The sequence below is a fragment of the Streptomyces sp. NPDC039465 genome (assembly GCF_055639315.1).
Window position 1 is genome coordinate 76,126 of sequence record NZ_JBVKAP010000005.1, and the last position, 21,305, is coordinate 97,430.

Here is a 21,305-nt window from a genome sequence, read left to right on the forward strand (position 1 = left end):
TGACAGGCCGGGCCGGTCAGTAGCTGCGGGCCGCTTCCCAGCCCCGGGAGTTGTTCAGCGAGGTCGTGAAGTAGTAGTTGGGCGCCTTGTTCTTGCCGTCGGGCAGGTAGGTGCTGGTCAGGGCAGGGCTGTAGCTGCGGAAGATCGCGAGCGACTTGGTGAGGCAGTTGTTGGTCAGCACGGCGTAGCCGTTCGCCTTCATCTGGCTGTACGTTCGCTGGGCGGCCTGGAGGTTGCCGCCGGCGGTGTTGATGCACCGGTAGGCGTCGTAGCGGGCCAGGCTGATGCTGCCGCGGAGCTGCGTCCACGTACCGCCCTTGATCCAGCTGCCGTTCGGCGCGCCGGGCCGGATGTAGGAGGCGCCGCCGACGCCCTCCGTCGCGCCCCAGATCCAGTGGCCGGTGTTCTGGGGGTTACGGACAGCCCAGGCCACGTGACCGGCGCCGTTGGCGCCCTCCTTGTCCTGGAACAGGCACACCCGGCCGGTCGGGGCGGCCTGTGCCTCGCTCGCGGGCAGCAGGGTGGGCGTCGCGACGCCGAGCAGTGCCGCGGCCAGGAGGGTCGACCCGATACGGCCGGTGCGAACCTTCGTTCGAATCACGGTGTGTTCCTCTCGCGCTTCAGGGGCTCGTGGGTTACGGCGCGGCATGATCGGCGCGCCGTCACAATCGAGAGTGCCGGGGGGAGTTGGGCGGAGCCAGGGGCGTCGGCGCGGTGCATGATGCAGCGCACCTTGCACCGCTCATGACCAGCGGTTTCAGCGTTGAAGTGCAATCAGGCGAGGGGTGTCCGAGGTGGAAGAGGAGCAGGGCGGGGCGTTCGAGGAGCTGGCGGGGGATTTCGCCGATGCCCTCGACGCCTGGTCCCAGAAGGTCAGGGGTGCGCTCGACGGGCGGCCGCAGAAAGTGCTCGTCAACGGGTTGGGCATCGACCAGGGACGGGTCTCGAGGTGGCTGAGCGGTCGTGAGCAGATCTGGAAGGGCCAGGCGGCGCTGCCGGGCGTGGCACTGACCCGGGACGTCGTACGGGTCCTGCGACTGCCCGGCCCTGACGCCGCCGATCTGATGCGGCTGGCCGAAAGGGTGGACCATCTGCAGAGGCAGCTGATGGAACACAAGGGGTGGAGGAAGAGGGCCGGTGCCTGTCTGCAGGCCCCCGCGAGTGAGGGGTTCGCCGACGACGTCGAGGGCGCAGGCCTCCCTCTCGGGCCCGGCACCGAGGGCGAGCTCGACCGTGGCGCGGAGCCGACTCCGGCGGCCGGGAGCCGCACGCGGCCGAGGCGCGACCGGCCCGGATGGCTCAAGAGTTCCTTGAGCGCCGCGCTCGCGGCGGTCGCCGCCGTCACGGCGGTCGTCGTCACCACGGCCGTGATGGAGCCCGACGGCGAGAAGAAGGCCACGACCTCCCCGGAAAGCAACACTCCTCGGCCACCGGCCGACGTGACCTCTGCCGCCCCCGGCGGCCCGGCCCCTGCGGAGTCACCGGGGCTGGAGAAGGGGACCCTGGGCGAGGACAGCCGCTGCAGTGCCCCGTTCGCGGGACCGGGAGCGGTGGTCTGGAGGGTGTGTACGCGCGTCGAGGCCGAGCGCGTCTCCTTCGCCCTCAAGGTCACCAACCAGGGCGGAAGCAAGGCGACGGTCAGGGTCCGCCTGGAGTACGTACGAAGCCAGGAGTTCCACCCCTGTCCGAACGGGCCGGGCACCCACACCCTGGACGTGCCGGCGAGGCGGACCGTCGTCACGGACACCGGCCGGTGCGCGGTGCCCCGAGAGGGTGCCCCCACCGCCTACCAGGGGAAGGGCTGGGTGCTCGCCGAGGCCGCCGGGGTCGGCTCGTACCGCCTGTCGCCCACCGCCCACGTCTACGCCGACCGGGTCATCTGGCAGCCTGACGCGGTGTGACCGAAGGGGCCCCGTGTGCTCGTGCGCGCGGCCCCCTTCACCGCCCCCGGTACGCCCCCGGTGTCGTCCCCGTCCAGCGGCGGAACGCCCGGTGGAAGGACGTGTCCTCGGAGAAGCCGAGCCGCGCCGCGATCGCCGCGATCGGTTCGCGGCCCTCCGCCAGGCCGGCGATCGCCGCGTCCCGCCGGACCGTGTCCTTGAGCCGCTGGTACGAGGTGCCCTCCTCCTGGAGCCGGCGGCGCAGCGTGGCCGGGCTGACCGCGAGCCGGGCCGCGAGATCGCCCAGGGACGGCAGCCGGGGCGAGGCCCGCAGCGCCTGGGCCAGTGCCCGGTGGACCTGCTCGCCCGTCGTCGTGCCGTACGCGCGGCGGCTCAGCAGTTCGAACGGCGAGCGCCGCAGCATACCGGCCAGCTCCTCCTCGTCCCGTACCAGCGGCGCCGCCAGCCAGTGCGCCTCGAACGCGGCCCCGGTGACCGGGGCGCCGAAGTGGACCGGACAGCCGAACAGCTCCTCGTACTCGTCCTTGTGCGGCGGCGGCGGATAGCCGAATCCGGCGCGCAGCAGCGGGATCCGGCGGCCCACCAGCCAGCTGCACAGCCGGTGCCAGATGATGACCAGACACTCGGCGAGGAAGCGGTCCTCGTCCCGCCGCAGGTCGTTGCGTATGACGAACAGCGCCTCCGAGCCCTGCCGTCGCAGGCTCAGATCGGGCCCGCCGGGGAACAGCCGGTAGAAGTCGGTGCCGCGGGCGATCGCCGCGCCGAGGTCCCGGCAGCCCAGCGAGGCGTGACACATCATCGCGAACGTGCCGGGCCGGCTGGGCGCGGAGCCGAGGCCGAGGAACTCGTCGTCCGTGGCGCGGTACAACGCGCGGAACAGCAGCGCGAACTGATCGGGGGTCACCCGCGCCCGGTCGTCGCCGAGGAGCAGCGGGGGGATGCCGGCGGCCTGGAGCAGCGGCGCTGTGTCCAGGCCCCGCCGCCGGGCCCCGCGCAGCACGGCCCGCACATGGTGCACGGTGATCGTCCGCCTCGCCATGGTCATCGACGGTAGCGGGGATGAGCGCGGAGGTCAGCGGGGGTGACGTTTCCCGTCATGCCGGTGGGGCGGGCGGCCCTGCGTGGCAAGGGGACCACGGTCTCGTACACCGCCCTGCGCGACACCGTACGGGAGAGGCGGCGGTACGCCGACCGGATCGAGGAGCTCGTACGGGCCTTCGGGAACATGAGCGGTCAGGGCGGGCTGGGGTTGCGGGCCAGCCAGGCCTGGAGCTCCCGGTGCCGGAACTGGTACGCCGGACCGGACAGCCGCAGCAGCCCGGCCTCGCAAGCCCAGTCCATGAACGCGCCGAGCCGCAGCGGCAGCCGCGGGGCGGCGCAGAACAGGAACACGGCGTACCGCCGGGAGGCGGCCCCGACCGCGAGCACCAGCCCCACGAGCGCGGCCATGCCGAGCGAGACGCCCACGGCGGCCCCATGGGCGGCCGTGCTCAGCGCGCCGAGCCCCACTCCGTACGGCAGCGCCACGGCGAGGGCGTTGCGGGTGTCGTCGCGGATCAGGCCGCGCGGTCCGGACATCTCCGAGGGGTTGTGGCTCAGCGCGCCCCCCAGGGCGAGCAGCATGCCGCTGACCGTCCCCGGCACGATCCCGATCAGCAGGGTCGTTCTGAGGGAGAGCTCCAGATCGCCGTTCACCGCGTCCGCGAGGACGGAGAGGACGCCGACGAAGGCTCCGGCCACGGCGCCCAGCAGGAGCCCGACGGAGACCTGGCCGAGCCCCTCGGCGGTCCGCAGCCGCTCCCAGTGGGTGCGCCGGGGCGACTCGGTGGCGGGACCGGAGCGGCCGAACGCCACTACGAGGGCGGCGATGGCGGTGAACAGCAGGACGCGTGAGGCGAGGTACGGGACCTCGATGTCCGGGTTCAGCTGCCAGAAGGCGTCCGGGGTCAGGGCGATCCGCAGCGCCAGCACCGGCGCCATCACGAGGAGCGCGGTCATCAGCCCGTCCATGATCCGTACGTCCCTGCGGCCCTCCAGCGACCACAGCCGGTGCAGCACCAGATCCGTGCCCATCGCCGCGCCGGGCCCCGCGGTGGCCGGGTCCGGCAGGGTCGCCTTGTTCAGATACGCGAGCCAGCGGTGCACGTCCTTCGCCTTGTAGCCCCGCGGGTTCGGCGCCAGGTCGGTGGCCGCCGGGATGAGCCGGGCCAGCAGGTGGTCGTCGAGGTCCGCCGGGGTGGCGTGGTGCAGCAGCTCGCCCGGGTCGCCCTGGCGGCGGTAGACGACGGCGGTGAGGGAGAGCCGCCACGGCGTGGACAGCGACTGGGCGAGCGTCCCGGCCGGGTCGGTTCGCAGATGCCGGAGCAGGGGCTGCCAGCGGGGGGAGCCCGCGCTGCGGCGCTCCAGGTACGCGGCGGCGTCGTCGCGGCCGACGGCGTCCACCCGGACCTGGGCGGCCGTGCGCAGCCGGTCCTCCTCCGGGAGGGCGTCGTAGTGGGCGCTGCGGCAGGTCACGACGAGCGGGCCGCGGTCGGTGGCGTCCTGGTAGGCGTTGAGCCGGTCCAGGGCGGCCCGGGCGCGGGGCGCGGCCGGGTCGGGCAGCGGGTGGCCGTCGGCGTCCAGGAGGGCGGTGCCCGCGTGGCTGAGGGTGGCGTCCATCTCGTCGAGGCCGTCGAGGACCGGCAGGACCATGCCGTGGTCGATGAGCTGGCGGGCCCTTTTGGGGTGCCAGTCGAGGGCGTGGACGAGATGGTCGGCGACGAAGTCCTTCAGGCGGGGCAGCGCGTGCATGTCCCACTCGGCGAGGGAGAGCCGCACGGGTACGGGGTCGGTGTCGGCCCGGCTCTTCAGCAGCCCCAGTATCAGCTCCAGGGCGAGCACGGTCTTCCCGGCGCCGGGCGCCCCGGTGACGACCAGGCGGGCGGGCCGGGTGCCGCGGTAGAAGGCGGTGATGTCCGGCAGCGGCGCGCCGGCCGCGCCGTCCGGTTTCGTGTAGAGCCGGCCGGCCGGTGTGGGGGCGAGCGCCGCCGCGGGGTCGGCGTTCGCATGCAGGCTGTAGTGCAGATTGATCCGCTCGACATCGCCGCCGACCAGCCGTTTCCACTGCTCGGCCTCGGCGGCCCGGATCTGTCCGGCGAGCGTGGTCGCCGCGGACCGGGCGGCGGCGGCCGCGTCGGCGGGCTGGCCGAGGGTGGCCAGGGTGGCGCGGAGGCTGATGAGGGCGACGACGAGGCCGGTCAGGCCGATCGGCACGCCGACCAGGGTGGCGACGTCCGTCGCGGACTGCCCGGCTTTCAGATGGGAGGCGACCCAGACGGTCGCCCCGACGACGGCCGCGGCGCCGACCACGACCAACCACACGGATAACCGGCGCGACCGGCGTGCCCCCATCACGCCCAGGATCATCCAGCGACCGGCGCGTCCCCCGCAACCAAGGCCACACAACCCAAGGCGCGCGACCGGGAGAATCCCGCAAAACAAAAGGCAGGAGCCCCGTTCCGCGCACGAGGCGTGGACGGGGCTCCTTGGGTACTGCTATCAGCTGACGATCGCCGACCCGGGCACCTTAGGCCGGGGTGACGTTCTCCGCCTGCGGACCCTTCGGGCCCTGCGTGACGTCGAAGTTCACGACCTGGTTCTCCTCGAGGGAGCGGAACCCGGACGCGTTGATCGCGGAGTAGTGGACGAAGACATCCGGGCCGCCGCCGTCCTGGGCGATGAAGCCGAAGCCCTTTTCAGCGTTGAACCACTTGACGGTTCCGGTAGCCATAAGCCCTCCTTGGGCCAAAGGGTTGCCCTGCTCCAGAACCTGAAACAAGTCTGAAAACTACAAAAGCCTGCGGGTCACATGCTCCGCAGGCTCTGTACTGCAAGGGAAACCAAACTGCAACTTGCGTTGAGCGTAGCACGCAGGGTGTCGGAAGCGGTAGAGGGAAAGATCACGTCACCCGTACGTTTGATGCACCCTTGATGCGCTGACGATGTGCCGGCGAAGATCGTGCGAACGCCGGACAACCGCGGATCGCAGGCCCCCCAACGATGTCGGGGCCCTCGCGGGGTCTAGCCTCACGATGTGGACAAATCTTTCACCGTCGGCGGAGCCAGGACCCGGCCCAGGGTCGGCCACATCCAGTTCCTGAACTGCCTGCCCCTCTACTGGGGCCTGGCCCGCACCGGGACGCTGCTCGACCTGGAGCTGACCAAGGACTCCCCGGAGAAGCTGAGCGAGCGGCTGATCGCCGGAGATCTCGACATCGGCCCGGTCACCCTCGTGGAGTACCTGCGCAACTCCGACGATCTCGTGGCCTTCCCCGACATCGCGGTCGGCTGCGACGGCCCGGTCATGTCCTGCGTGATCGTCTCCCAGCGCCCGCTGGAGGACCTGGACCGGGCGCGGATCGCACTGGGCTCCACCTCGCGCACGTCCGTACGTCTCGCGCAGCTGCTGCTCGCCGAGCGGTACGGCGTGACACCCGACTACTACACGTGCCCGCCCGACCTCGGCCTGATGATGCAGGAGGCCGAGGCGGCCGTGCTGATCGGCGACGCGGCGCTGCGCGCCTCGCTGCACGACGCGCCCCGGCTCGGCCTCCAGGTCCATGACCTGGGGCTGATGTGGAAGGAGTGGACCGGGCTGCCGTTCGTCTTCGCCGTGTGGGCCGCCCGCAAGGACTATCTGGCACGTGAGCCGGAGGTCGTACGGAAGGTCCACGAGGCGTTCCTCGCCTCGCGGGACCTCTCCCTGGAGGAGGTCACCAAGGTCTCCGAGCAGGCGGCCCGCTGGGAGTCCTTCGACGCGGAGCTCCTGGAGCGCTACTTCACCACCCTGGACTTCCGCTTCGGCGCCGAGCAGCTCGCCGGCGTACGGGAGTTCGCCCGCCGGACCGGTCCGACGACGGGCTACCCCGCAGACGTACGGGTCGAACTGCTCGGCGCGATGACTCCCTGACCGGGGCTACGACGCGGGGATCGGGGCCTGCATCTGCTTGCTGATCCACTCGATCGAGCCGTCCCCCATGCCCTTCACATACGTACGGGCGTTGTGCGAGCCGTCCTCGATGACCTGGAGGCGGGTCTTCACCGGGCCCTTGGTGTAGTTCTTCATGAACTTCTTCAGATTGGACAGGCCGCCTTCCTTCGTGCCGATCTGGAAGGCCACGTAGACGTCCTTGTCCTTGCCGCCCGGGGTGGCGGCGAGCGCCTTGGCCAGCTTCTCCGGGTTGTTGGCCTGCTTCTCGGCCTCATGGCCCGCCCAGAGCGGCGAGTCCGGCACGGTGTCCGGGCCCGAGGCGATGACCGCCTTGAACTTGTCGGGGTGCTTCAGCACGGACTTGAGGCCCACGAAGCCGCCGGACGACGAACCCATGAAGGCCCAGCCGTCCCGCGCGGCGAACGTACGGAAATTCGCTCGTACGAAATCCGGGACGTCCTCGGCCATCCAGGTGCCCATTTTGGGCTGCCCCGGAATATCACTGCCGTCGTAGTAGTGGTCGGCGTCCGGGTTGAGAACAGGCATCACGACGATGAACGGAAGGCTCTTTCCCTCCTCCGCCCACCGGCTGATGCTGCTCTGCAGCTTCAGGTCCGTACCCATCCAGTAGTTGTTGGGATAGCCGTTTCCGCCCGGCAGGGCGATCAGGACGGGGAATCCGCTGTTCGCGTACTTCGGGTCGAAATACTGCTTGGGCGCCCAGACCCAGACCTTGCCCGTGAAGCCGGACTTCTCGCCGCGCAGCGTCGTGACACCGATCTTGGTGCCGTCGTCGAGGGTGTTCTGGGTGCGGAAGTCGGCCTTGGGGCCGGTGGGCATCACCGTCTTGGCGGCGGCCTCCTTCGCCTTGCCCGTCGGGGGCTTGCCGGGCGCGGGCGGCGAGACGCTCGGGCCGTCGAAGGAGACCGGGTCCCCCTCGCCCGAACAGCCCGAGACCAGCACGACAGAGCCGAGGGCGACGGTGGCTATGAGGGCCTTGGTGAGGCGTTTCATGGCAGTGACTCCGAGTCGGGGTTCCAGGACAAGGGGGGTGATTACGGAACCGAAGAGTGGCGGCGGCCCGGATCGGTTGGCCCGGCCGGGCGACCAATCCCCGTGATCCGCCCCACGCGGGGCTCTACGCTGCTGAACTGACTCAGGAGCGGGAGCAGGGGGAAGCACATGCAGCCGCTGGAAGCCGGCGAACCGCGGACCATCGGCGCCTACAGGCTGCTCGGCAGGCTCGGGGCGGGCGGCATGGGCCGCGTCTACCTCGCCCGCAGCGAGGGCGGCCGTACGGTCGCCGTGAAGGTCGTCCATCCGCATTTCGCGCTGGACGAGCAGTTCCGGGCCCGGTTCCGCCGCGAGGTGGCCGCCGCCCGGCGCGTCGGCGGTGCCTGGACCGCGCCCGTCCTGGACGCCGACCCGGACGCGCCCGTGCCCTGGGTGGCCACCGGCTATGTCGCCGGACCGCCGCTGAGCCAGGCCGTCACCGAGCACGGCCCGCTGCCCGAGCCGACGGTACGGGCCCTGGGCGCCGGGCTCGCCGAGGCGCTGACCGCCGTCCACGCCCTGGGGCTCGTCCACCGCGACGTGAAGCCGTCCAACGTGCTGCTGGCCCTGGACGGCCCCCGGCTCATCGACTTCGGCATCGCCCGCGCCACCGAGGGCACCGCCTCGCTCACCTCCACCGGCGTCTCCGTCGGCTCCCCGGGCTACATGGCCCCCGAGCAGATCCTCGGCACCGACGCGACCGCCGCCGCCGACGTCTTCTCGCTCGGCGCGGTCCTCGCCTACGCCGCCACCGGCGGCGCCCCCTTCCCCGGCGACTCGTCCGCGGCGCTGCTCTACAAGGTCGTCCACGAGGAGCCGGAGCTCGGGGAGGCCGGGCTGCTCGGCGGCGAGCTGCGGGAGCTGGTGGTGCGCTGCCTCGCCAAGGACCCGGCCGCGCGGCCCGCGACCGAGGAGATCGCCCGCGTCCTCGCGCCCGGCGGCGCCGCCGCGGTGATCCAGGGCGGCTGGCTGCCCGGACCGCTGGTGGAACAGGTCAGCCTGGACGCCGTCCGCCTCCTCGACCTGGAACCGGCCGCGGCCGAACCGTCCGCCTCCGGGCCGGTGCCGTTCACCAGCCCGGCGATCGGGGTCTTCGGCCCGCCCGTGGAGCCCGCGGACCCGTACACCTCGGGGCAGTACGCCTCCGGCCCGCCGACGAGCGGTGCGGCGGCCACCGGGCCGTACCTGACCGATCCGGGGCCGTACGGGCCCGTCCCCGCGCCCCGTGCCGGCGAGGACACCGCCCAGGGGCACGGCCGGGTGTCGGTCTCCCTCACCACCAGCTCGGAGCGCGGGCCCCGCCAGGGCCGGCGGCTCAGCTGCACCGTCGCGCTCGCCGTCGCCGGGTCGATGGCGGCGGTGACGCTCGGCGGCCTGTTCCTCTTCGACCTGCTGCCCGGCCGCACGGACGCGAACAGGGCGGGCGGCACCGGCTCGACCCCGCCCCCGGCCGCCACCAAGACCGACACCGCAGAGAAGCCCGGCGCCGTACCCGCCGCGTACATCGGCACCTGGAAGGGCCCCTTCAAGGTGACCCTCGCGGGCAGCGAACTCCAGGCGGGCACCTTCACCGTCGTCCTCACCCGGGGCAGTACGGGTCAGAAGGTCGGCACGGTCAACCAGTTCGACGCGCTCGGCAACTTCTCCTGCGAGGACAACCTCGTCCTGCGCGAGGTCACCGAGCGGGAGCTGGTCGCGGAAGGCACCGCCAGCGACAAGGCGGGCAACACCTGCACCGGCGACAAGCACACCGTGAAGCTGGCACTGACCGGTGGCAAGCTGACGTACACCTCCGACGAGGCACGCGCCGGCAACCCGCGGGCGACACTGGAACGGTCCCGGTGAGGGGGCCCGAAAAGGACCGAAGGGGCTGGCGTAGGCTGGTTCGGACCGTCCGCAGACCCGCCGAAAGGTACATCCGGTGACCGAGAAGGCCGACCTTCAGTCCGTCCTTGACCGCGCCGCCGAGGGTGGGCGGATCACCCCCGAAGAGGCCCTCGACCTCTACCGCCACGCCCCGCTGCACGCCCTGGGCGCGGCCGCCGACGCCGTACGCCGCCGCCGGTACGCCGGTACGGAGCACATCGCGACGTACATCATCGAGCGCAACATCAACTACACCAACGTCTGTGTGACGGCCTGCAAGTTCTGCGCCTTCTACGCGGCCCCCAAGGACACCAAGAAGGGCTGGAGCCGCGACCTCGACGACATCCTGCGCCGCTGCGCGGAGACCGTCGAACTGGGCGGCACCCAGATCATGTTCCAGGGCGGCCACCACCCCGACTACGGCGTCGAGTACTACGAAGAGCACTTCTCCGCCATCAAGAAGGCGTTCCCGCAGCTGGTCATCCACTCCCTCGGCGCGTCCGAGGTCGAGCACATGGCCCGTATCTCCGGGGTGTCGGCCGAGGACGCGATCCGCCGGATCCACGCGGCCGGTCTGGACTCCTTCGCCGGCGCCGGCGCCGAGCTGCTGCCCGAGCGGCCGCGCAAGGCCATCGCCCCGCTCAAGGAGAGCGGCGAGCGCTGGCTGGAGATCATGGAGATCGCCCACCGGCTGGGCGTGGAGTCCACCTCCACGATGCTGATGGGCACCGGCGAGACGAACGCCGAGCGCATCGAGCACCTGCGCATGATCCGTGACGTGCAGGACCGGACGGGCGGCTTCCGGGCCTTCATCCCGTACACGTACCAGCCCGAGAACAACCACCTCAAGGGCCGCACGCAGGCCACGGTCTTCGAGTACCTGCGGATGATCGCGATCGCCCGGCTGTTCCTGGACAACGTCGCCCATATCCAGGGCTCCTGGCTGACCGTCGGCAAGGAGGCCGGCCAGCTGGCGCTGCACTACGGCGCCGACGACCTGGGCTCGATCATGCTGGAGGAGAACGTCGTCTCCTCGGCCGGTGCCAAGCACCGCTCCAACCGCCAGGAGATCATGGACCTGATCCGCAAGGCGGACCGCGTCCCGGCGCAGCGCACGACCACCTACGAGCACATCGTCGTGCACGACGACCCGGCGAACGACCCGGTCGACGAACGCGTGGTCTCGCACATCTCCTCCACGGCGATCGAGGGCGGCACGGCCCACCCGGAGCTGAAGCTCCTCAGCGCCAACTGACCCCGCCTTGCTGACACTTCACACGGCGGACCTGCTGCTGCCGGTGGGTGCCGAGCCGGTGCCCGGCGGGGCGGTCCTCGTCGACGGCGACCGGATCGCGGCCTTCGGGCCGCGCGGCGAGCTGACGGCCGCCCATCCGGCGGCCCGGGTGAGGGAGTGGCCCGGGGTGCTCACCCCCGGGCTGCGCCAGTGGCACGCGGTCTGGCTGCTCAGGCGCTGCTACTTCCCCGACCCCCGCGAGGCCGGCGAGCTCGGCACCGAGATGCTGCGGCCGGAGTCCCTCGGTGACCTGGCGGCGGAGCTGGAGCGGGACCCGGGCCGCCGGGCGGGCAGTGTGCGGCGGGGACTTCAGCAGATGCTGCGGCACGGCACCACCGCGGTCGCCATCAGGGCCGGCGATCCGCTCCTCGCGGCTCCGGTGGCCCGCGTGGGCCTGGAGGCGGTCTCGTACCTCGGCGGCCCGGGCATCCTCCTGGAAGGCCCGAGCCTGGACCCGTTCGTCGAGGGCTACGACCTGGCCGGCTCGATCCAGCGGCCGCTGGCCGTCGGCGGGCGCGCCGACTTCGCGGTCTTCGACGCGCCCGACGAGGCGGCCCTGCTGGAGCGGGGCGCGGCCTGCTGTGTGGCGACGGTGCTGGCAGGGCGGCTGGTGCACCGCAGGCGGTGACCTGGGCGCGCCACCGGCCTGCCGTCAGCCTCCGACGACCGAGGTGTCCTTCTTCTGGACCGGATGCTCGTCCGCGTACGTGAGCAGGTCCGTGAAGCGCGCGTCCCGCAGGACGGTGAGCAGCGCGTCGGTGGTGACCGGACTCGAGACGGCCGGCTGTGTCTTCGTCTGCTCGGACGGGGTCACGGAGAGCGAAACCCGGCTGCGGCCGTGGCGCAGGGACACCTCCGAGCCGAACGTGCCGGGCCCGTCCATCGCCATCGTCAGGGCCTGGGCGCTGCGCCCGCCGCCGAGGTCCACGACCGAGCACGTCATCCGCTTGTCCTGGACGGTCGGGCAGGGCTGTTGCTGTTCGTCGGAGGGCCGTACGGACAGGAGCAGCGGGAAGGTTCGCCCGCCCGCGGTGATGCGGTACTGCCGCACATGGTCCGCCACCGGCCGGACGTCCGTGACGGAGTCCGGCAGCAGCTCGTCGAGGAGGGCCGCCGCCCGCTGCTGGAAGTCGGCCAGACGCTGCCGCTCCGCGTCGGCCACCTGCTCCGGCGGCTTCTGGCCGGGCGTCGGCTCCAGGGTGACCGGTGTGCGGTACGCGGAGGGCGAGGGCGACGCGGCCGGCGGCGCGGCGGGCGTCGTCGCCTCGGAGCCCGCGCCGGGCAGCAGGGTCAGCCCGAGCGCCGCCGCCGTCACGGTGGCGAAGCTGCCCGCGACCACGGCCAGCCGGGTACGGGCGATGCGCCCGCGGCCCTGGCGGATCGCGAGCGGTACGAGGTCGGGCAGGGGCGGCAGGTCGTCGGTCGTGCGGTCCATGGCGTCCTTGACGATCGTTTCGTCGTCCACGGTGGGCCTCAGCTTCCGGTGGCGTGGTGGTCGGTGGCGTAGAGATGGGCTTCGCCGAGGCGTTCGCGCAGCCGGGCGAGCGAGCGGGAGCACTGGCTCTTGACCGTCGCCTCGCTGCAGCGCAGGAGCGAGGCGACGGTCTCCACGCTCAGGTCCTCCCAGTACCGCAGGACGACCATCGCGCGGGCCCGTGGCGGCAGCTCCGCGAGCGCGGCGAGCAGCGTGACCCGCAGATCGGCGTGGGCCGCCACGGGGGCCGGAGCGAGCCCGCCGGTCGTGGTGAACGCCAGCAGGTCGCGCAGCCGGCGCCGCCGCTCGGCGAGGAAGGTACGGGTCAGTACCGTCTTCGCGTAGGCGTGCGGATGATCGGCCGCCGCCACCTTCCGCCAGTGCTGGAACAGCTTGGCGAGGGTGGTCTGGGTGAGATCACGGGCGGTCTCCGCGTCGCCGCAGAGCAGATACGCCGTGCGGTACAGCCGCTGCTGACCGGCGCGGGCGAACTCCTCGAATCCGTCCGAGCCGTGCGGTGCGGGCATCGAGCCCCCTTCTGTGTCCATCTCTTGGTGTCCGACGTCAGGCCTGACTGTCACCCCTCCTTGAGTCCGGGGCGCTGGAAAAGGTTGAAAGGCAATTTCGGCGGACAGGGCTCCCGGGAGTCCCCGAGGGGCGGCTGCCACAATGGCTGGGTGACCCGAGCATCCCTGGACAAGCAGCCGCACGAAGTCGCCTCGATGTTCGACGACGTCGCGGCCAAGTACGACCTCACCAACGATGTCATCTCGCTCGGCCAGGCCCGGCGGTGGCGCAAGGAGGTCGCCAAGGCGGTCGGCGCCCGCCCGGCCGAGAAGGTCCTGGACCTGGCGGCGGGTACGGGTACGTCCTCCCTGCCGTTCGCGGCGACCGGGGCGTACGTCGTGCCGTGCGACTTCTCCCTCGGCATGCTCCGGGAGGGCAAGAAGCGCCACGCGTGGCTGCCGCTGACGGCCGGCGACGCCACGAAGCTGCCCTTCCGTGACGGTGTCTTCGACGCGGTGACGATCTCCTTCGGCCTGCGCAACGTCCAGGACACGGAAGGGGCGCTGCGCGAGCTGTATCGGGTGACCAAGCCCGGCGGGCGCGTGGTGATCTGCGAGTTCTCGCACCCGACCTGGGCGCCGTTCCGGACGGTCTACGAGGAGTACCTGATGCGCGCGCTGCCGCCGGTGGCCCGTACGGTCTGCTCCAACCCGGACGCCTACGTCTACCTCGCCGAGTCCATCCAGTCCTGGCCGGACCAGCCCTCGCTGGCCGGGCTGCTGCGGAAGGCCGGCTGGTCGAAGGTGGCCTGGCGCAACCTGACCGGCGGGGTCGTCGCCATGCACCGGGGTTTCAAGGACGCGTAGTGGACTACCAGTCGGTGCTGGAGCGGATCGCCGAGGACGTCGCCCCGCTGGTCGGCAGCGGTACGCCCGCCGCGTACATCCCGGCCCTCGCCGGCGTCGATCCGCGGCGGTTCGGGATGGCCCTCGCCGACCTGGACGGCACGGTGTACGGGGTCGGGGACTGGCAGGTGCCGTTCTCGACCCAGTCCATCACCAAGGTCTTCGCGCTCGCCCTCGCCCTGGCCGAGGGCGGCGACAGCGTCTGGGACCGGGTGGGCCGGGAGCCCTCCGGCAACCCCTTCAACTCGCTGGTGCAGCTGGAGTACGAGAACGGCATCCCGCGCAATCCGTTCATCAACGCGGGCGCGCTCGTCGTCACCGACCGGCTGCAGACCCTGACCGGCGACGCGAGCAGCGAACTGCTGACCTTCCTCCAGCAGGAGAGCGGCAACCCCGACGTCGGCTTCGACGCCGAGGTCGCCGCCTCCGAGCACGACCACGGCGACCGCAACGCCGCCGTGGCCCACTTCATGGCCTCGTACGGCAACATCGACAACCCCGTGCCCGCCCTCCTCGACCACTACTTCTGGCAGTGCTCGATCGAGATGAGCTGCGCCGACCTCGCCCTGGCCGCCCGGTTCCTGTCCCGGCACGGGCTGCGCGCCGACGGCTCACGGCTGCTGACCCGCAGCGAGGCCAAGCAGATCAACGCCGTGATGCTGACCTGCGGGACGTACGACGCGGCAGGGGAGTTCGCCTACCGTGTCGGGCTGCCCGGCAAGAGCGGTGTCGGCGGCGGGATCGTCGCCGTCGTGCCCGGCACCTGCACGCTCGCCGTGTGGAGCCCGGGCCTTGACGCGCGCGGGAACTCCGTGGCGGGCGTCGCGGCGCTGGACCGCTTCACCACCCTCACCGGCCTGTCCGTCTTCTGACCTGATGTCCTGGAAGCCGACGCCTCAAAGGTCCAGGACGTACCGCAGGGCCGGATTCCCGCCGGGGGTGCGCAGTTCCTCCGCCAGCCGCATGCCGAGGCGCTCCGCCACCGCAACCGAGCGGGCGTTGCGGGCGTCGATCATCGCGCAGACCTGGGTCAGGCCCGCCGCCCTGACCCGCTCGACCGTCGCGGCCGCGGCCGCCGTCGCATACCCGCGGCCCCAGTGCGCGCGCCCAAGACGCCAGCCGATCTCTATCTCGCCGACCGGGCCCCAGGCCTTCTCCTCGGGCCAGGGCTGGGCGCCGGTGAAGCCGACGACCTCGCCGTCCGCGTCGAGCAGCGTCCACAGGCAGAAGCCCAACCGGGCGTCGTGCAGCCGCTGGCGGGCGGTGAACTCCTCGTAGACGGAGAGTTCGGCCGGGCCGCCCTGGAACTCCATGACGTCCGGGTCGTCGAAGACGCGGTGCCAGGCGTGGGCGTCCTCGTCGGTGGGGACACGCAGCCCTACGGCGGGCAGCGGCCGGGAAGGTGAAGTCGTCGTGCTGGTCATCAGGCGGCCCTTCCGATTCATGATCTCTCTCGCTGCATAGACTGCACATGTTCCGTGCCGATTGGGCACCCCTTATCGAGCCTTCGGGAGACCCGACGTGACCGAGCCCCTCTCCGAACACACCGCGGATGTGATCGTCGTCGGGGCAGGCCCGGCCGGCTCCACGACCGCGTACTACCTCGCCAAGGCCGGGCTCGACGTCCTGCTCCTGGAGAAGACCGCCTTCCCCCGCGAGAAGGTCTGCGGCGACGGACTGACCCCGCGCGCCACCAAGCAGCTCGTGGCGATGGGCATCGACATCTCCGAAGAGGCCGGCTGGCTGCGGAACAAGGGCCTGCGGATCATCGGCGGTGGTGTCCGGCTCCAACTGGACTGGCCCGACCTCGCCTCGTACCCGGACTACGGCCTGGTCCGCAAGCGCGACGACTTCGATGAGCAGCTGGCCCGGCAGGCCCAGAAGGGCGGCGCGCGGCTGTACGAGCAGTGCAACGTGGGCGCGCCGATCGTCGACGACCGCACCGGCCGGATCACCGGCGTGCACGCCAAGCTCGGCGACGAGAAGCGTGAAGTGACCTTCCACGCGCCGCTCGTCGTCGCCGCCGACGGCAACTCCACCCGGCTGTCGCTCGCCATGGGCCTGCACCGGCGCGAGGACCGCCCGATGGGCGTCGCCGTCCGTACGTACTTCACCTCGCCCCGCCACGACGACGACTACCTGGAGTCCTGGCTGGAGCTGTGGGACCGGCGCGGCCCGCAGGACCGGCTGCTGCCCGGCTACGGCTGGATCTTCGGCATGGGCGACGGCACGTCCAACGTCGGCCTCGGCATCCTCAACTCCTCCTCCGCCTTCCGCGAGCTGGACTGGCGCGAGGTCCTCAAGGCGTGGTGCGCCTCCATGCCGGAGGACTGGGGCTTCACCCCGGACAACATGACGACGCCGATCCGCGGCGCGGCCCTGCCGATGGCGTTCAACCGCCAGCCGCACTACACCAAGGGCCTGCTCCTGGTCGGTGACGCGGGCGGCCTGGTCAACCCGTTCAACGGCGAGGGCATCGCGTACGCCATGGAGTCCGGCCAGATCGCCGCCGACGTCATCGTGCAGGCGCACGCCCGGGCCACCCCGGCCCAGCGTGAACTGGCGCTGCACAACTACCCGAAGATCCTCAAGGACACCTACGGCGGGTACTACACGCTGGGCCGCGCCTTTGTGAAGATCATCGGCAACCCGAAGATCATGAAGATCGCGACGCAGCGCGGTCTGACCCACCCGGTCCTGATGAAGTTCACGCTGAAGATGCTCGCCAACCTGACCGACCCGACCGGCGGCGACGCGATGGACCGCATCATCAATGGCCTGTCGAAGGTCGCCCCGAAGGCCTGAGCGGCCCCCGGAAGCTCTGCCGGTAGTGCGTCGGGGAGACCCCGACGCTGCGGGTGAAGTGGTGGCGCAGGTTCGCCGCCGTGCCGAGCCCGCTGAGTCCGCCGATCCGCTCCACCGGCAGATCGGTGGACTCCAGCAGCGCCTGGGCCCGCGCCACCCGCTGCTGGAGCAGCCACTGGAGCGGGGTGGTGCCGGTGGCCTCCTGGAGCCGGCGGTGGAAGGTGCGGGTGCTCAGCCGCGCCCGGCGGGCCAGCTCCTCCACCGTCAGCGGCTCGTCCAGGTGCTCGGTGGCCCACTGCAGGACGGGCCCGAGGCTGTCGTCGTCGCTCGGCGGCAGCGGCGCCGCGATGAACTGCGCCTGCCCGCCGGTGCGGTGCGCCGGTACGACCATGCTGCGGGCCAGCTGGTTGGCGACGGACGCGCCGAGGTCGCGGCGGACCAGATGCAGGCACAGGTCCAGGGCGGCGGTGGCACCGGCGCTGGTGAGGACGTTGTCCTCGTCGGTGTAGAGCACCGAGTCGTCCACGATCACTTTCGGATGGCGCGCGGCCAGTTGGGCCGTGTGCTGCCAGTGGGCGGTGGCCCGGCGCCCGTCCAGGAGCCCGGCGGCGGCCAGCGCGAAGGCGCCCGTGCACAGGGACACCATCCGGGCCCCGGCCGCGGCGGCCTCGCGCAGCGCCGCCACGAGCTCCGCGGGGACCTCGTGGCCCTCCTCGACGACGGAGTCCGGGACGGACGGCACGATGACCGTGTCCGCGCCCACGAGAGCGTCCAGGCCGTGTTCCGTACGCAGGAAGAAGCCGGGCCCGGTGGCAGGTGCCCCCAGGCCGCACAGGCGCAGCTCGTACCACGGGTCGGCGAGCGGGTGCGGGATGCCGAAGACGGCGCACGCGATCGACAGTTCGTACAGCTCCCAGAGGGGCATCCCAGGGGCGGCGCCCTCATCCTGGACGACGGCGACGGCGACGGTTCCAGCGCTCATGGCCCGACCCTACGGCAGGAATTTTGCGTGGATGGGCAGTCCTGCCACTGTCATCGGCCCTCGCCTCCCTGAGAGCGTGGATCTTGCGCAAGGAACCGTTGGATAAAGGGAGTCAAGGGACATGGCACGCGAAAAGGTCACCGTCATCGGGCTGGGGCAGATGGGATCGGCGCTCGCCGCGGCCTTCCTCGCCGCCGGGCACCCCACCACCGTCTGGAACCGCACGCCCGAGAAGGCCGACGCGCTCGTCGAGCGGGGCGCCGTACGCGCGGCGACGGTCGGCGAGGCCGTCGCCGCGAGCGAGCTGGTCGTCGTCTGCGTCCTCGACTACCCCGCCGTACGCGACCTGCTGGCCCCGGTGGTCGCGGCGCTGTCCGGCCGGGCGGTGGTCAACCTGACCACGGGCTCGCCCGAGCAGGCCCGCGAGGAGGCCGCCTGGGCGGCCGGCCACGGCTTCGCGTACCTGGACGGCGCCGTCATGACGACCCCGCCCGGCATCGGCGACAGCGCCAACATGATCCTCTACAGCGGCGCCCCCGAGGTGCTGGCCGCGCACCGTGACGCCCTGGCCGTGCTCGGCGACCCGGTCGACCTCGGCGCCGACGCGGGCCTCGCCTCGCTCTACGACGCCGGACTCCTCGGCCTGATGTGGTCGGTCTTCGGCGGCTGGCTGCACGCCACCGCCCTGGTCGGCGCGGACGGCGTGCCCGCCAAGGAGTTCACGGAGGTCGCCAACCGCTGGCTGCGGACCGTCTCGTGGTTCATGACCGGGTACGCCGACCAGATCGACACCGGCGTCTACCCCGGCGACGACGCCACCATCGACGTCCAGGTCGCCGCCATCGGGCATCTGCTGCACGCGGGCGAGGACCGGGGCATCGACTCCCGGCTGCCCCGGCTGCACCTGGAGCTGATGAAGGGCGCGGTGGCGGCCGGGCACGGCGGCGACAGCTACGCCCGCCTGATCGAGGCGTTCCGCGGCCGGTAGCCGCCACGGACGAAGGGCCGTCGCTCCCCCGAGGAGTGACGGCCCTTCGTCATGGTGTGAGGGACCGGATCAGAGGACCCGGACCGCGCCGGAGGGGCGGTCGTAGTCGAGCGAGCGCTCGACGACACCGGTGCTCGGGTTCTGCGCGCCGACGAACTTGCCGCCGCCCACGTAGATCGCCACGTGGTACGAGTTGCTGCGGCTGCCCCAGTAGAGGATGTCGCCGGGCTGGAGGTTGTCCAGCGAGACCGACTGGCCGCGGCTGGACTGGTCGCCGGAGACCCGCGGCAGGTCGATGCCGGCCTGGCGGTAGGCGGCCTGGACGAGCCCGGAGCAGTCCCACGAGTTGGGGCCGGTGCTGCCCATCACGTACGCGTCGCCGACCTGGGCGCGGGCGAACGCCACCACGGCGGCGGCGGAGCCGGAGGCCACGGTCTCGTTGACGGAGTCGTCGGAGGAGGAGCCGGAGGACGCCGAGAGCGTCGTGCGCTCGGAGGACCGGGAGGCGCGCTCCTGCGCCTCGGCGCGGGCCTTCTCCTCGGCCTTCTTCTCGGCCTCGGCCTTGCGGTCGGCCTCGGCCTTGGCCTTCTTGGCCTCGGCGGCGGCCTTGGCGGCGGCGGCGTTCTCCAGGGCCAGCAGGTCCTGGTCCAGGGCGACCTGCTGGGTCGCCTCGGCCGACGCGGCCACGGAGGCGGCGACGGTGCTCGCCGCGTCCTGGTCGAAGCCGAGGACGGGCATCTCGATGGTCTCGGTCACCGGCTCGGCATTCGCCGGCCCGGCAGCACCGGCCACCGCGATGGTGCTGAGGACGCCACCGGCAACTCCGGCCCGGAGCGCGAGCTTCGAGGCGCTGCGGCGGGGCTTCCGGTGGCTGGGTATGTGAGCGGTGTGGGACATGAGAACAACCGCTATCAGGGCGGTGCGGTTCCCTTCAAGAAACGTGTGTTGCGCCACAGTTACGTCCGGAACCATCTAATCCGCTTCTCTGGCGCCCTTATTGACGCCGTAACGGGCAATTCGGGCACGCCCCTTCAGGGCCTTGATCACGGGTTTTCCGCGAAAGGTCCGAATTGAGCCGCGCTTACCACTGCTTCACACGGATGGCCAAGCCCTGTTCTTGAGGGCGGTGGGCGCACGTGGCGCAGGTCACAGAATGGCCACGGCCCGCCCCGCCCCGCCCGGGCCCCGGGGTCTCGTGAACGCGCGCACGCGTCCACCTCCGTCCGCCGGGCCCCTCGCATGAGTGAGGAGAGCCCTCTATCACCCGGCGGGCTCCCATGCGAATTTGCCTGTAGCCCACATCTCTTGGTAGGGCAACACCGCCCCGACCAGCGGTAACACCCCCGAATGTCACGTCTGGTAAGCGCCTGGGTACTTCACGTATGAAGATCACCGCTCATCCGACTTCATGATCCTTCGTCGGGTGGTGGAGATCACAAACTACGTCCGGTACCCCGTGTCGCAGATCACAGACCGACAGGCATAGGATGCACCGCGTCGGGCTTGTGAACTGCCTCACATGTGCACGATCTTCGCGAGGTGGCACGCGACATGCCTGGTGCGGTCCAACGGTCAAGGACGACTGGAAGGAGCGAGGAGCGTGAATGCGTACGCGCCCATCCTCGTGCTCGGTGCCCTCGGCGCAGGGTTTGCGATCTTCTCCGTGGTCATGGCCACGCTTATCGGTCCGAAGCGGTACAACCGGGCCAAGCTCGAGGCCTATGAGTGCGGTATCGAGCCGACACCCACACCGGCCGGAGGCGGCCGCTTTCCGATCAAGTACTACCTGACGGCGATGCTCTTCATCGTCTTCGACATCGAGATCGTCTTCCTCTATCCCTGGGCTGTCACCTTCGACGCCCTGGGGCTTTTCGGGCTCGTGGAGATGCTGCTCTTCGTGCTCACCGTCTTCGTCGCCTACGCGTACGTGTGGCGGCGCGGCGGCCTGGAATGGGACTGAGGGGCTGAGAGGCACACTCATGGGACTCGAAGAGAAACTGCCGAGCGGCTTTCTGCTGACGACGGTCGAACAAGCCGCGGGCTGGGTGCGCAAGGCGTCCGTCTTCCCCGCGACCTTCGGCCTCGCCTGCTGCGCCATCGAGATGATGACCACCGGCGCCGGCCGCTACGACCTGGCGCGCTTCGGTATGGAGGTCTTCCGCGGCTCACCGCGCCAGGCCGACCTGATGATCGTGGCGGGCCGGGTGAGCCAGAAGATGGCGCCCGTCCTGCGCCAGGTCTATGACCAGATGCCGAGCCCCAAGTGGGTGATCTCCATGGGGGTTTGCGCATCTTCCGGCGGAATGTTCAACAATTACGCAATTGTGCAGGGTGTTGATCACATTGTCCCTGTTGACATCTATTTGCCGGGCTGCCCGCCGCGCCCGGAGATGCTGATCGACGCGATTCTCAAGCTCCACCAGAAGATCCAGGGCTCCAAGCTCGGCGTGAACGCCAGGGAAGCGGCCCGGGAGGCGGAGGAAGCGGCGCTGAAGGCCCTGCCCACCATTGAGATGAAGGGGCTGCTGCGGTGAGCGACGCACGCGCGGCCGCCGGGCCGC

At 71.4% G+C, this 21,305-nt stretch carries 21 protein-coding genes; 11 read left to right on the forward strand and 10 right to left on the reverse strand.

The genetic code is table 11. The features are described from left to right. Positions 1 to 16: 16 nt before the first annotated feature. Positions 17 to 601 carry a Tat pathway signal protein gene (locus ACZ7LT_RS18240; protein ID WP_471237070.1) on the reverse strand — a complete coding sequence of 195 codons (585 nt, stop codon included), beginning with the start codon at positions 599 to 601 and terminating at the stop codon, positions 17 to 19. Between the two features lie 184 nt (positions 602 to 785). Here ACZ7LT_RS18240 and ACZ7LT_RS18245 point away from each other — a divergent pair, with 184 nt between their 5' ends. Next, complete coding sequence (locus ACZ7LT_RS18245) at positions 786 to 1,901, forward strand: hypothetical protein (RefSeq protein ID WP_471237071.1); 1,116 nt, start codon at positions 786 to 788, stop codon at positions 1,899 to 1,901. Between the two features lie 37 nt (positions 1,902 to 1,938). Here ACZ7LT_RS18245 and ACZ7LT_RS18250 read toward each other — a convergent pair whose 3' ends face one another. From ACZ7LT_RS18250 to ACZ7LT_RS18260, 3 genes are all read right to left on the reverse strand, one after another. Further along, positions 1,939 to 2,940: an AraC family transcriptional regulator gene (locus ACZ7LT_RS18250; protein WP_471237072.1), complete on the reverse strand. Its 1,002-nt coding sequence runs from the start codon at positions 2,938 to 2,940 to the stop codon at positions 1,939 to 1,941. Positions 2,941 to 3,134: 194 nt separating this feature from the next. Beyond that, the gene (locus ACZ7LT_RS18255; RefSeq protein ID WP_471237073.1) at positions 3,135 to 5,261 is read right to left on the reverse strand and encodes an NACHT domain-containing protein; all 2,127 of its coding nucleotides are present in this window, start codon (positions 5,259 to 5,261) and stop codon (positions 3,135 to 3,137) included. Between the two features lie 205 nt (positions 5,262 to 5,466). Further along, positions 5,467 to 5,670 (reverse strand): cold-shock protein, encoded by a 204-nt coding sequence (locus tag ACZ7LT_RS18260; RefSeq protein ID WP_003967102.1) that lies wholly within the window; start codon positions 5,668 to 5,670, stop codon positions 5,467 to 5,469. A gap of 303 nt (positions 5,671 to 5,973) precedes the next feature. Here ACZ7LT_RS18260 and ACZ7LT_RS18265 point away from each other — a divergent pair, with 303 nt between their 5' ends. Further along, the gene (locus ACZ7LT_RS18265; protein ID WP_471237074.1) at positions 5,974 to 6,849 is read left to right on the forward strand and encodes a menaquinone biosynthetic enzyme MqnA/MqnD family protein; all 876 of its coding nucleotides are present in this window, start codon (positions 5,974 to 5,976) and stop codon (positions 6,847 to 6,849) included. Between the two features lie 6 nt (positions 6,850 to 6,855). Here ACZ7LT_RS18265 and ACZ7LT_RS18270 read toward each other — a convergent pair whose 3' ends face one another. After that, positions 6,856 to 7,884 (reverse strand): alpha/beta hydrolase, encoded by a 1,029-nt coding sequence (locus tag ACZ7LT_RS18270; protein ID WP_471237075.1) that lies wholly within the window; start codon positions 7,882 to 7,884, stop codon positions 6,856 to 6,858. A 168-nt stretch (positions 7,885 to 8,052) separates the two neighbouring features. Between ACZ7LT_RS18270 and ACZ7LT_RS18275 the strand changes: the two genes are divergently transcribed. From ACZ7LT_RS18275 to ACZ7LT_RS18285, 3 genes are all read left to right on the forward strand, one after another. After that, a complete protein-coding gene (locus ACZ7LT_RS18275; RefSeq protein WP_471237076.1) occupies positions 8,053 to 9,768 on the forward strand; it encodes a serine/threonine-protein kinase in 1,716 nt (571 codons plus the stop codon). A 76-nt stretch (positions 9,769 to 9,844) separates the two neighbouring features. After that, positions 9,845 to 11,044, forward strand: a complete 1,200-nt coding sequence (gene mqnC / locus ACZ7LT_RS18280) for a cyclic dehypoxanthinyl futalosine synthase (RefSeq protein WP_471237077.1) — start codon at positions 9,845 to 9,847, stop codon at positions 11,042 to 11,044. A gap of 7 nt (positions 11,045 to 11,051) precedes the next feature. Then, entirely contained in the window at positions 11,052 to 11,711 is a 660-nt protein-coding gene (locus tag ACZ7LT_RS18285) for an amidohydrolase family protein (RefSeq protein WP_471237078.1), read from the forward strand. Between the two features lie 24 nt (positions 11,712 to 11,735). On the opposite strand, the gene ACZ7LT_RS18290 is transcribed toward ACZ7LT_RS18285, so the two are convergent. Together ACZ7LT_RS18290 and ACZ7LT_RS18295 are read right to left on the reverse strand one after the other, a co-directional pair. Beyond that, positions 11,736 to 12,548, reverse strand: a complete 813-nt coding sequence (locus ACZ7LT_RS18290) for a hypothetical protein (protein ID WP_471237079.1) — start codon at positions 12,546 to 12,548, stop codon at positions 11,736 to 11,738. 8 nt (positions 12,549 to 12,556) lie between these two features. Next, complete coding sequence (locus tag ACZ7LT_RS18295) at positions 12,557 to 13,084, reverse strand: SigE family RNA polymerase sigma factor (RefSeq protein ID WP_471237080.1); 528 nt, start codon at positions 13,082 to 13,084, stop codon at positions 12,557 to 12,559. A 150-nt stretch (positions 13,085 to 13,234) separates the two neighbouring features. Here ACZ7LT_RS18295 and ACZ7LT_RS18300 point away from each other — a divergent pair, with 150 nt between their 5' ends. Together ACZ7LT_RS18300 and ACZ7LT_RS18305 are read left to right on the forward strand one after the other, a co-directional pair. Further along, positions 13,235 to 13,930 carry a demethylmenaquinone methyltransferase gene (locus ACZ7LT_RS18300; RefSeq protein WP_471237081.1) on the forward strand — a complete coding sequence of 232 codons (696 nt, stop codon included), beginning with the start codon at positions 13,235 to 13,237 and terminating at the stop codon, positions 13,928 to 13,930. After that, on the forward strand, positions 13,930 to 14,841 hold the full coding sequence (locus ACZ7LT_RS18305) for a glutaminase (RefSeq protein ID WP_471237082.1): 912 nt from the start codon (positions 13,930 to 13,932) through the stop codon (positions 14,839 to 14,841). The genes ACZ7LT_RS18300 and ACZ7LT_RS18305 overlap by 1 nt, the downstream gene beginning before the upstream one ends. Positions 14,842 to 14,865: 24 nt before the next feature. On the opposite strand, the gene ACZ7LT_RS18310 is transcribed toward ACZ7LT_RS18305, so the two are convergent. After that, positions 14,866 to 15,393 carry a GNAT family N-acetyltransferase gene (locus tag ACZ7LT_RS18310; RefSeq protein ID WP_471237083.1) on the reverse strand — a complete coding sequence of 176 codons (528 nt, stop codon included), beginning with the start codon at positions 15,391 to 15,393 and terminating at the stop codon, positions 14,866 to 14,868. A gap of 97 nt (positions 15,394 to 15,490) precedes the next feature. Between ACZ7LT_RS18310 and ACZ7LT_RS18315 the strand changes: the two genes are divergently transcribed. Further along, complete coding sequence (locus ACZ7LT_RS18315) at positions 15,491 to 16,774, forward strand: geranylgeranyl reductase family protein (protein ID WP_471237084.1); 1,284 nt, start codon at positions 15,491 to 15,493, stop codon at positions 16,772 to 16,774. Here ACZ7LT_RS18315 and ACZ7LT_RS18320 read toward each other — a convergent pair. Continuing rightward, the gene (locus ACZ7LT_RS18320) at positions 16,740 to 17,756 is read right to left on the reverse strand and encodes a GlxA family transcriptional regulator (RefSeq protein WP_471237085.1); all 1,017 of its coding nucleotides are present in this window, start codon (positions 17,754 to 17,756) and stop codon (positions 16,740 to 16,742) included. The genes ACZ7LT_RS18315 and ACZ7LT_RS18320 overlap by 35 nt on opposite strands. Before the next feature lie 121 nt (positions 17,757 to 17,877). Between ACZ7LT_RS18320 and ACZ7LT_RS18325 the strand changes: the two genes are divergently transcribed. Then, positions 17,878 to 18,744, forward strand: coding sequence for an NAD(P)-dependent oxidoreductase (locus ACZ7LT_RS18325; protein WP_471237086.1), 867 nt, complete (start codon positions 17,878 to 17,880; stop codon positions 18,742 to 18,744). Between the two features lie 69 nt (positions 18,745 to 18,813). On the opposite strand, the gene ACZ7LT_RS18330 is transcribed toward ACZ7LT_RS18325, so the two are convergent. Next, positions 18,814 to 19,641 carry a C40 family peptidase gene (locus ACZ7LT_RS18330; protein ID WP_471237087.1) on the reverse strand — a complete coding sequence of 276 codons (828 nt, stop codon included), beginning with the start codon at positions 19,639 to 19,641 and terminating at the stop codon, positions 18,814 to 18,816. Positions 19,642 to 20,344: 703 nt separating this feature from the next. Here ACZ7LT_RS18330 and ACZ7LT_RS18335 point away from each other — a divergent pair. Both ACZ7LT_RS18335 and ACZ7LT_RS18340 read left to right on the forward strand, forming a co-directional pair. Beyond that, complete coding sequence (locus ACZ7LT_RS18335; protein WP_030494815.1) at positions 20,345 to 20,704, forward strand: NADH-quinone oxidoreductase subunit A; 360 nt, start codon at positions 20,345 to 20,347, stop codon at positions 20,702 to 20,704. 19 nt (positions 20,705 to 20,723) lie between these two features. Then, the gene (locus ACZ7LT_RS18340; protein ID WP_471237088.1) at positions 20,724 to 21,278 is read left to right on the forward strand and encodes a NuoB/complex I 20 kDa subunit family protein; all 555 of its coding nucleotides are present in this window, start codon (positions 20,724 to 20,726) and stop codon (positions 21,276 to 21,278) included. Positions 21,279 to 21,305: the final 27 nt, after the last annotated feature.

Excerpts from the sequence above, each read along its gene's own strand:
- ACZ7LT_RS18250 (WP_471237072.1), bottom strand. The coding sequence starts at position 2,940 with ATGGCGAGGCGGACGATCACCGTGCACCATGTGCGGGCCGTGCTGCGC.
- ACZ7LT_RS18260 (WP_003967102.1), bottom strand. The coding sequence starts at position 5,670 with ATGGCTACCGGAACCGTCAAGTGGTTCAACGCTGAAAAGGGCTTCGGC.
- ACZ7LT_RS18270 (WP_471237075.1), bottom strand. The coding sequence starts at position 7,884 with ATGAAACGCCTCACCAAGGCCCTCATAGCCACCGTCGCCCTCGGCTCT.
- ACZ7LT_RS18275 (WP_471237076.1), top strand. The coding sequence starts at position 8,053 with ATGCAGCCGCTGGAAGCCGGCGAACCGCGGACCATCGGCGCCTACAGG.
- ACZ7LT_RS18295 (WP_471237080.1), bottom strand. The coding sequence starts at position 13,084 with ATGCCCGCACCGCACGGCTCGGACGGATTCGAGGAGTTCGCCCGCGCC.
- ACZ7LT_RS18310 (WP_471237083.1), bottom strand. The coding sequence starts at position 15,393 with ATGACCAGCACGACGACTTCACCTTCCCGGCCGCTGCCCGCCGTAGGG.
- ACZ7LT_RS18320 (WP_471237085.1), bottom strand. The coding sequence starts at position 17,756 with ATGAGCGCTGGAACCGTCGCCGTCGCCGTCGTCCAGGATGAGGGCGCC.
- ACZ7LT_RS18325 (WP_471237086.1), top strand. The coding sequence starts at position 17,878 with ATGGCACGCGAAAAGGTCACCGTCATCGGGCTGGGGCAGATGGGATCG.
- ACZ7LT_RS18330 (WP_471237087.1), bottom strand. The coding sequence starts at position 19,641 with ATGTCCCACACCGCTCACATACCCAGCCACCGGAAGCCCCGCCGCAGC.
- ACZ7LT_RS18340 (WP_471237088.1), top strand. The coding sequence starts at position 20,724 with ATGGGACTCGAAGAGAAACTGCCGAGCGGCTTTCTGCTGACGACGGTC.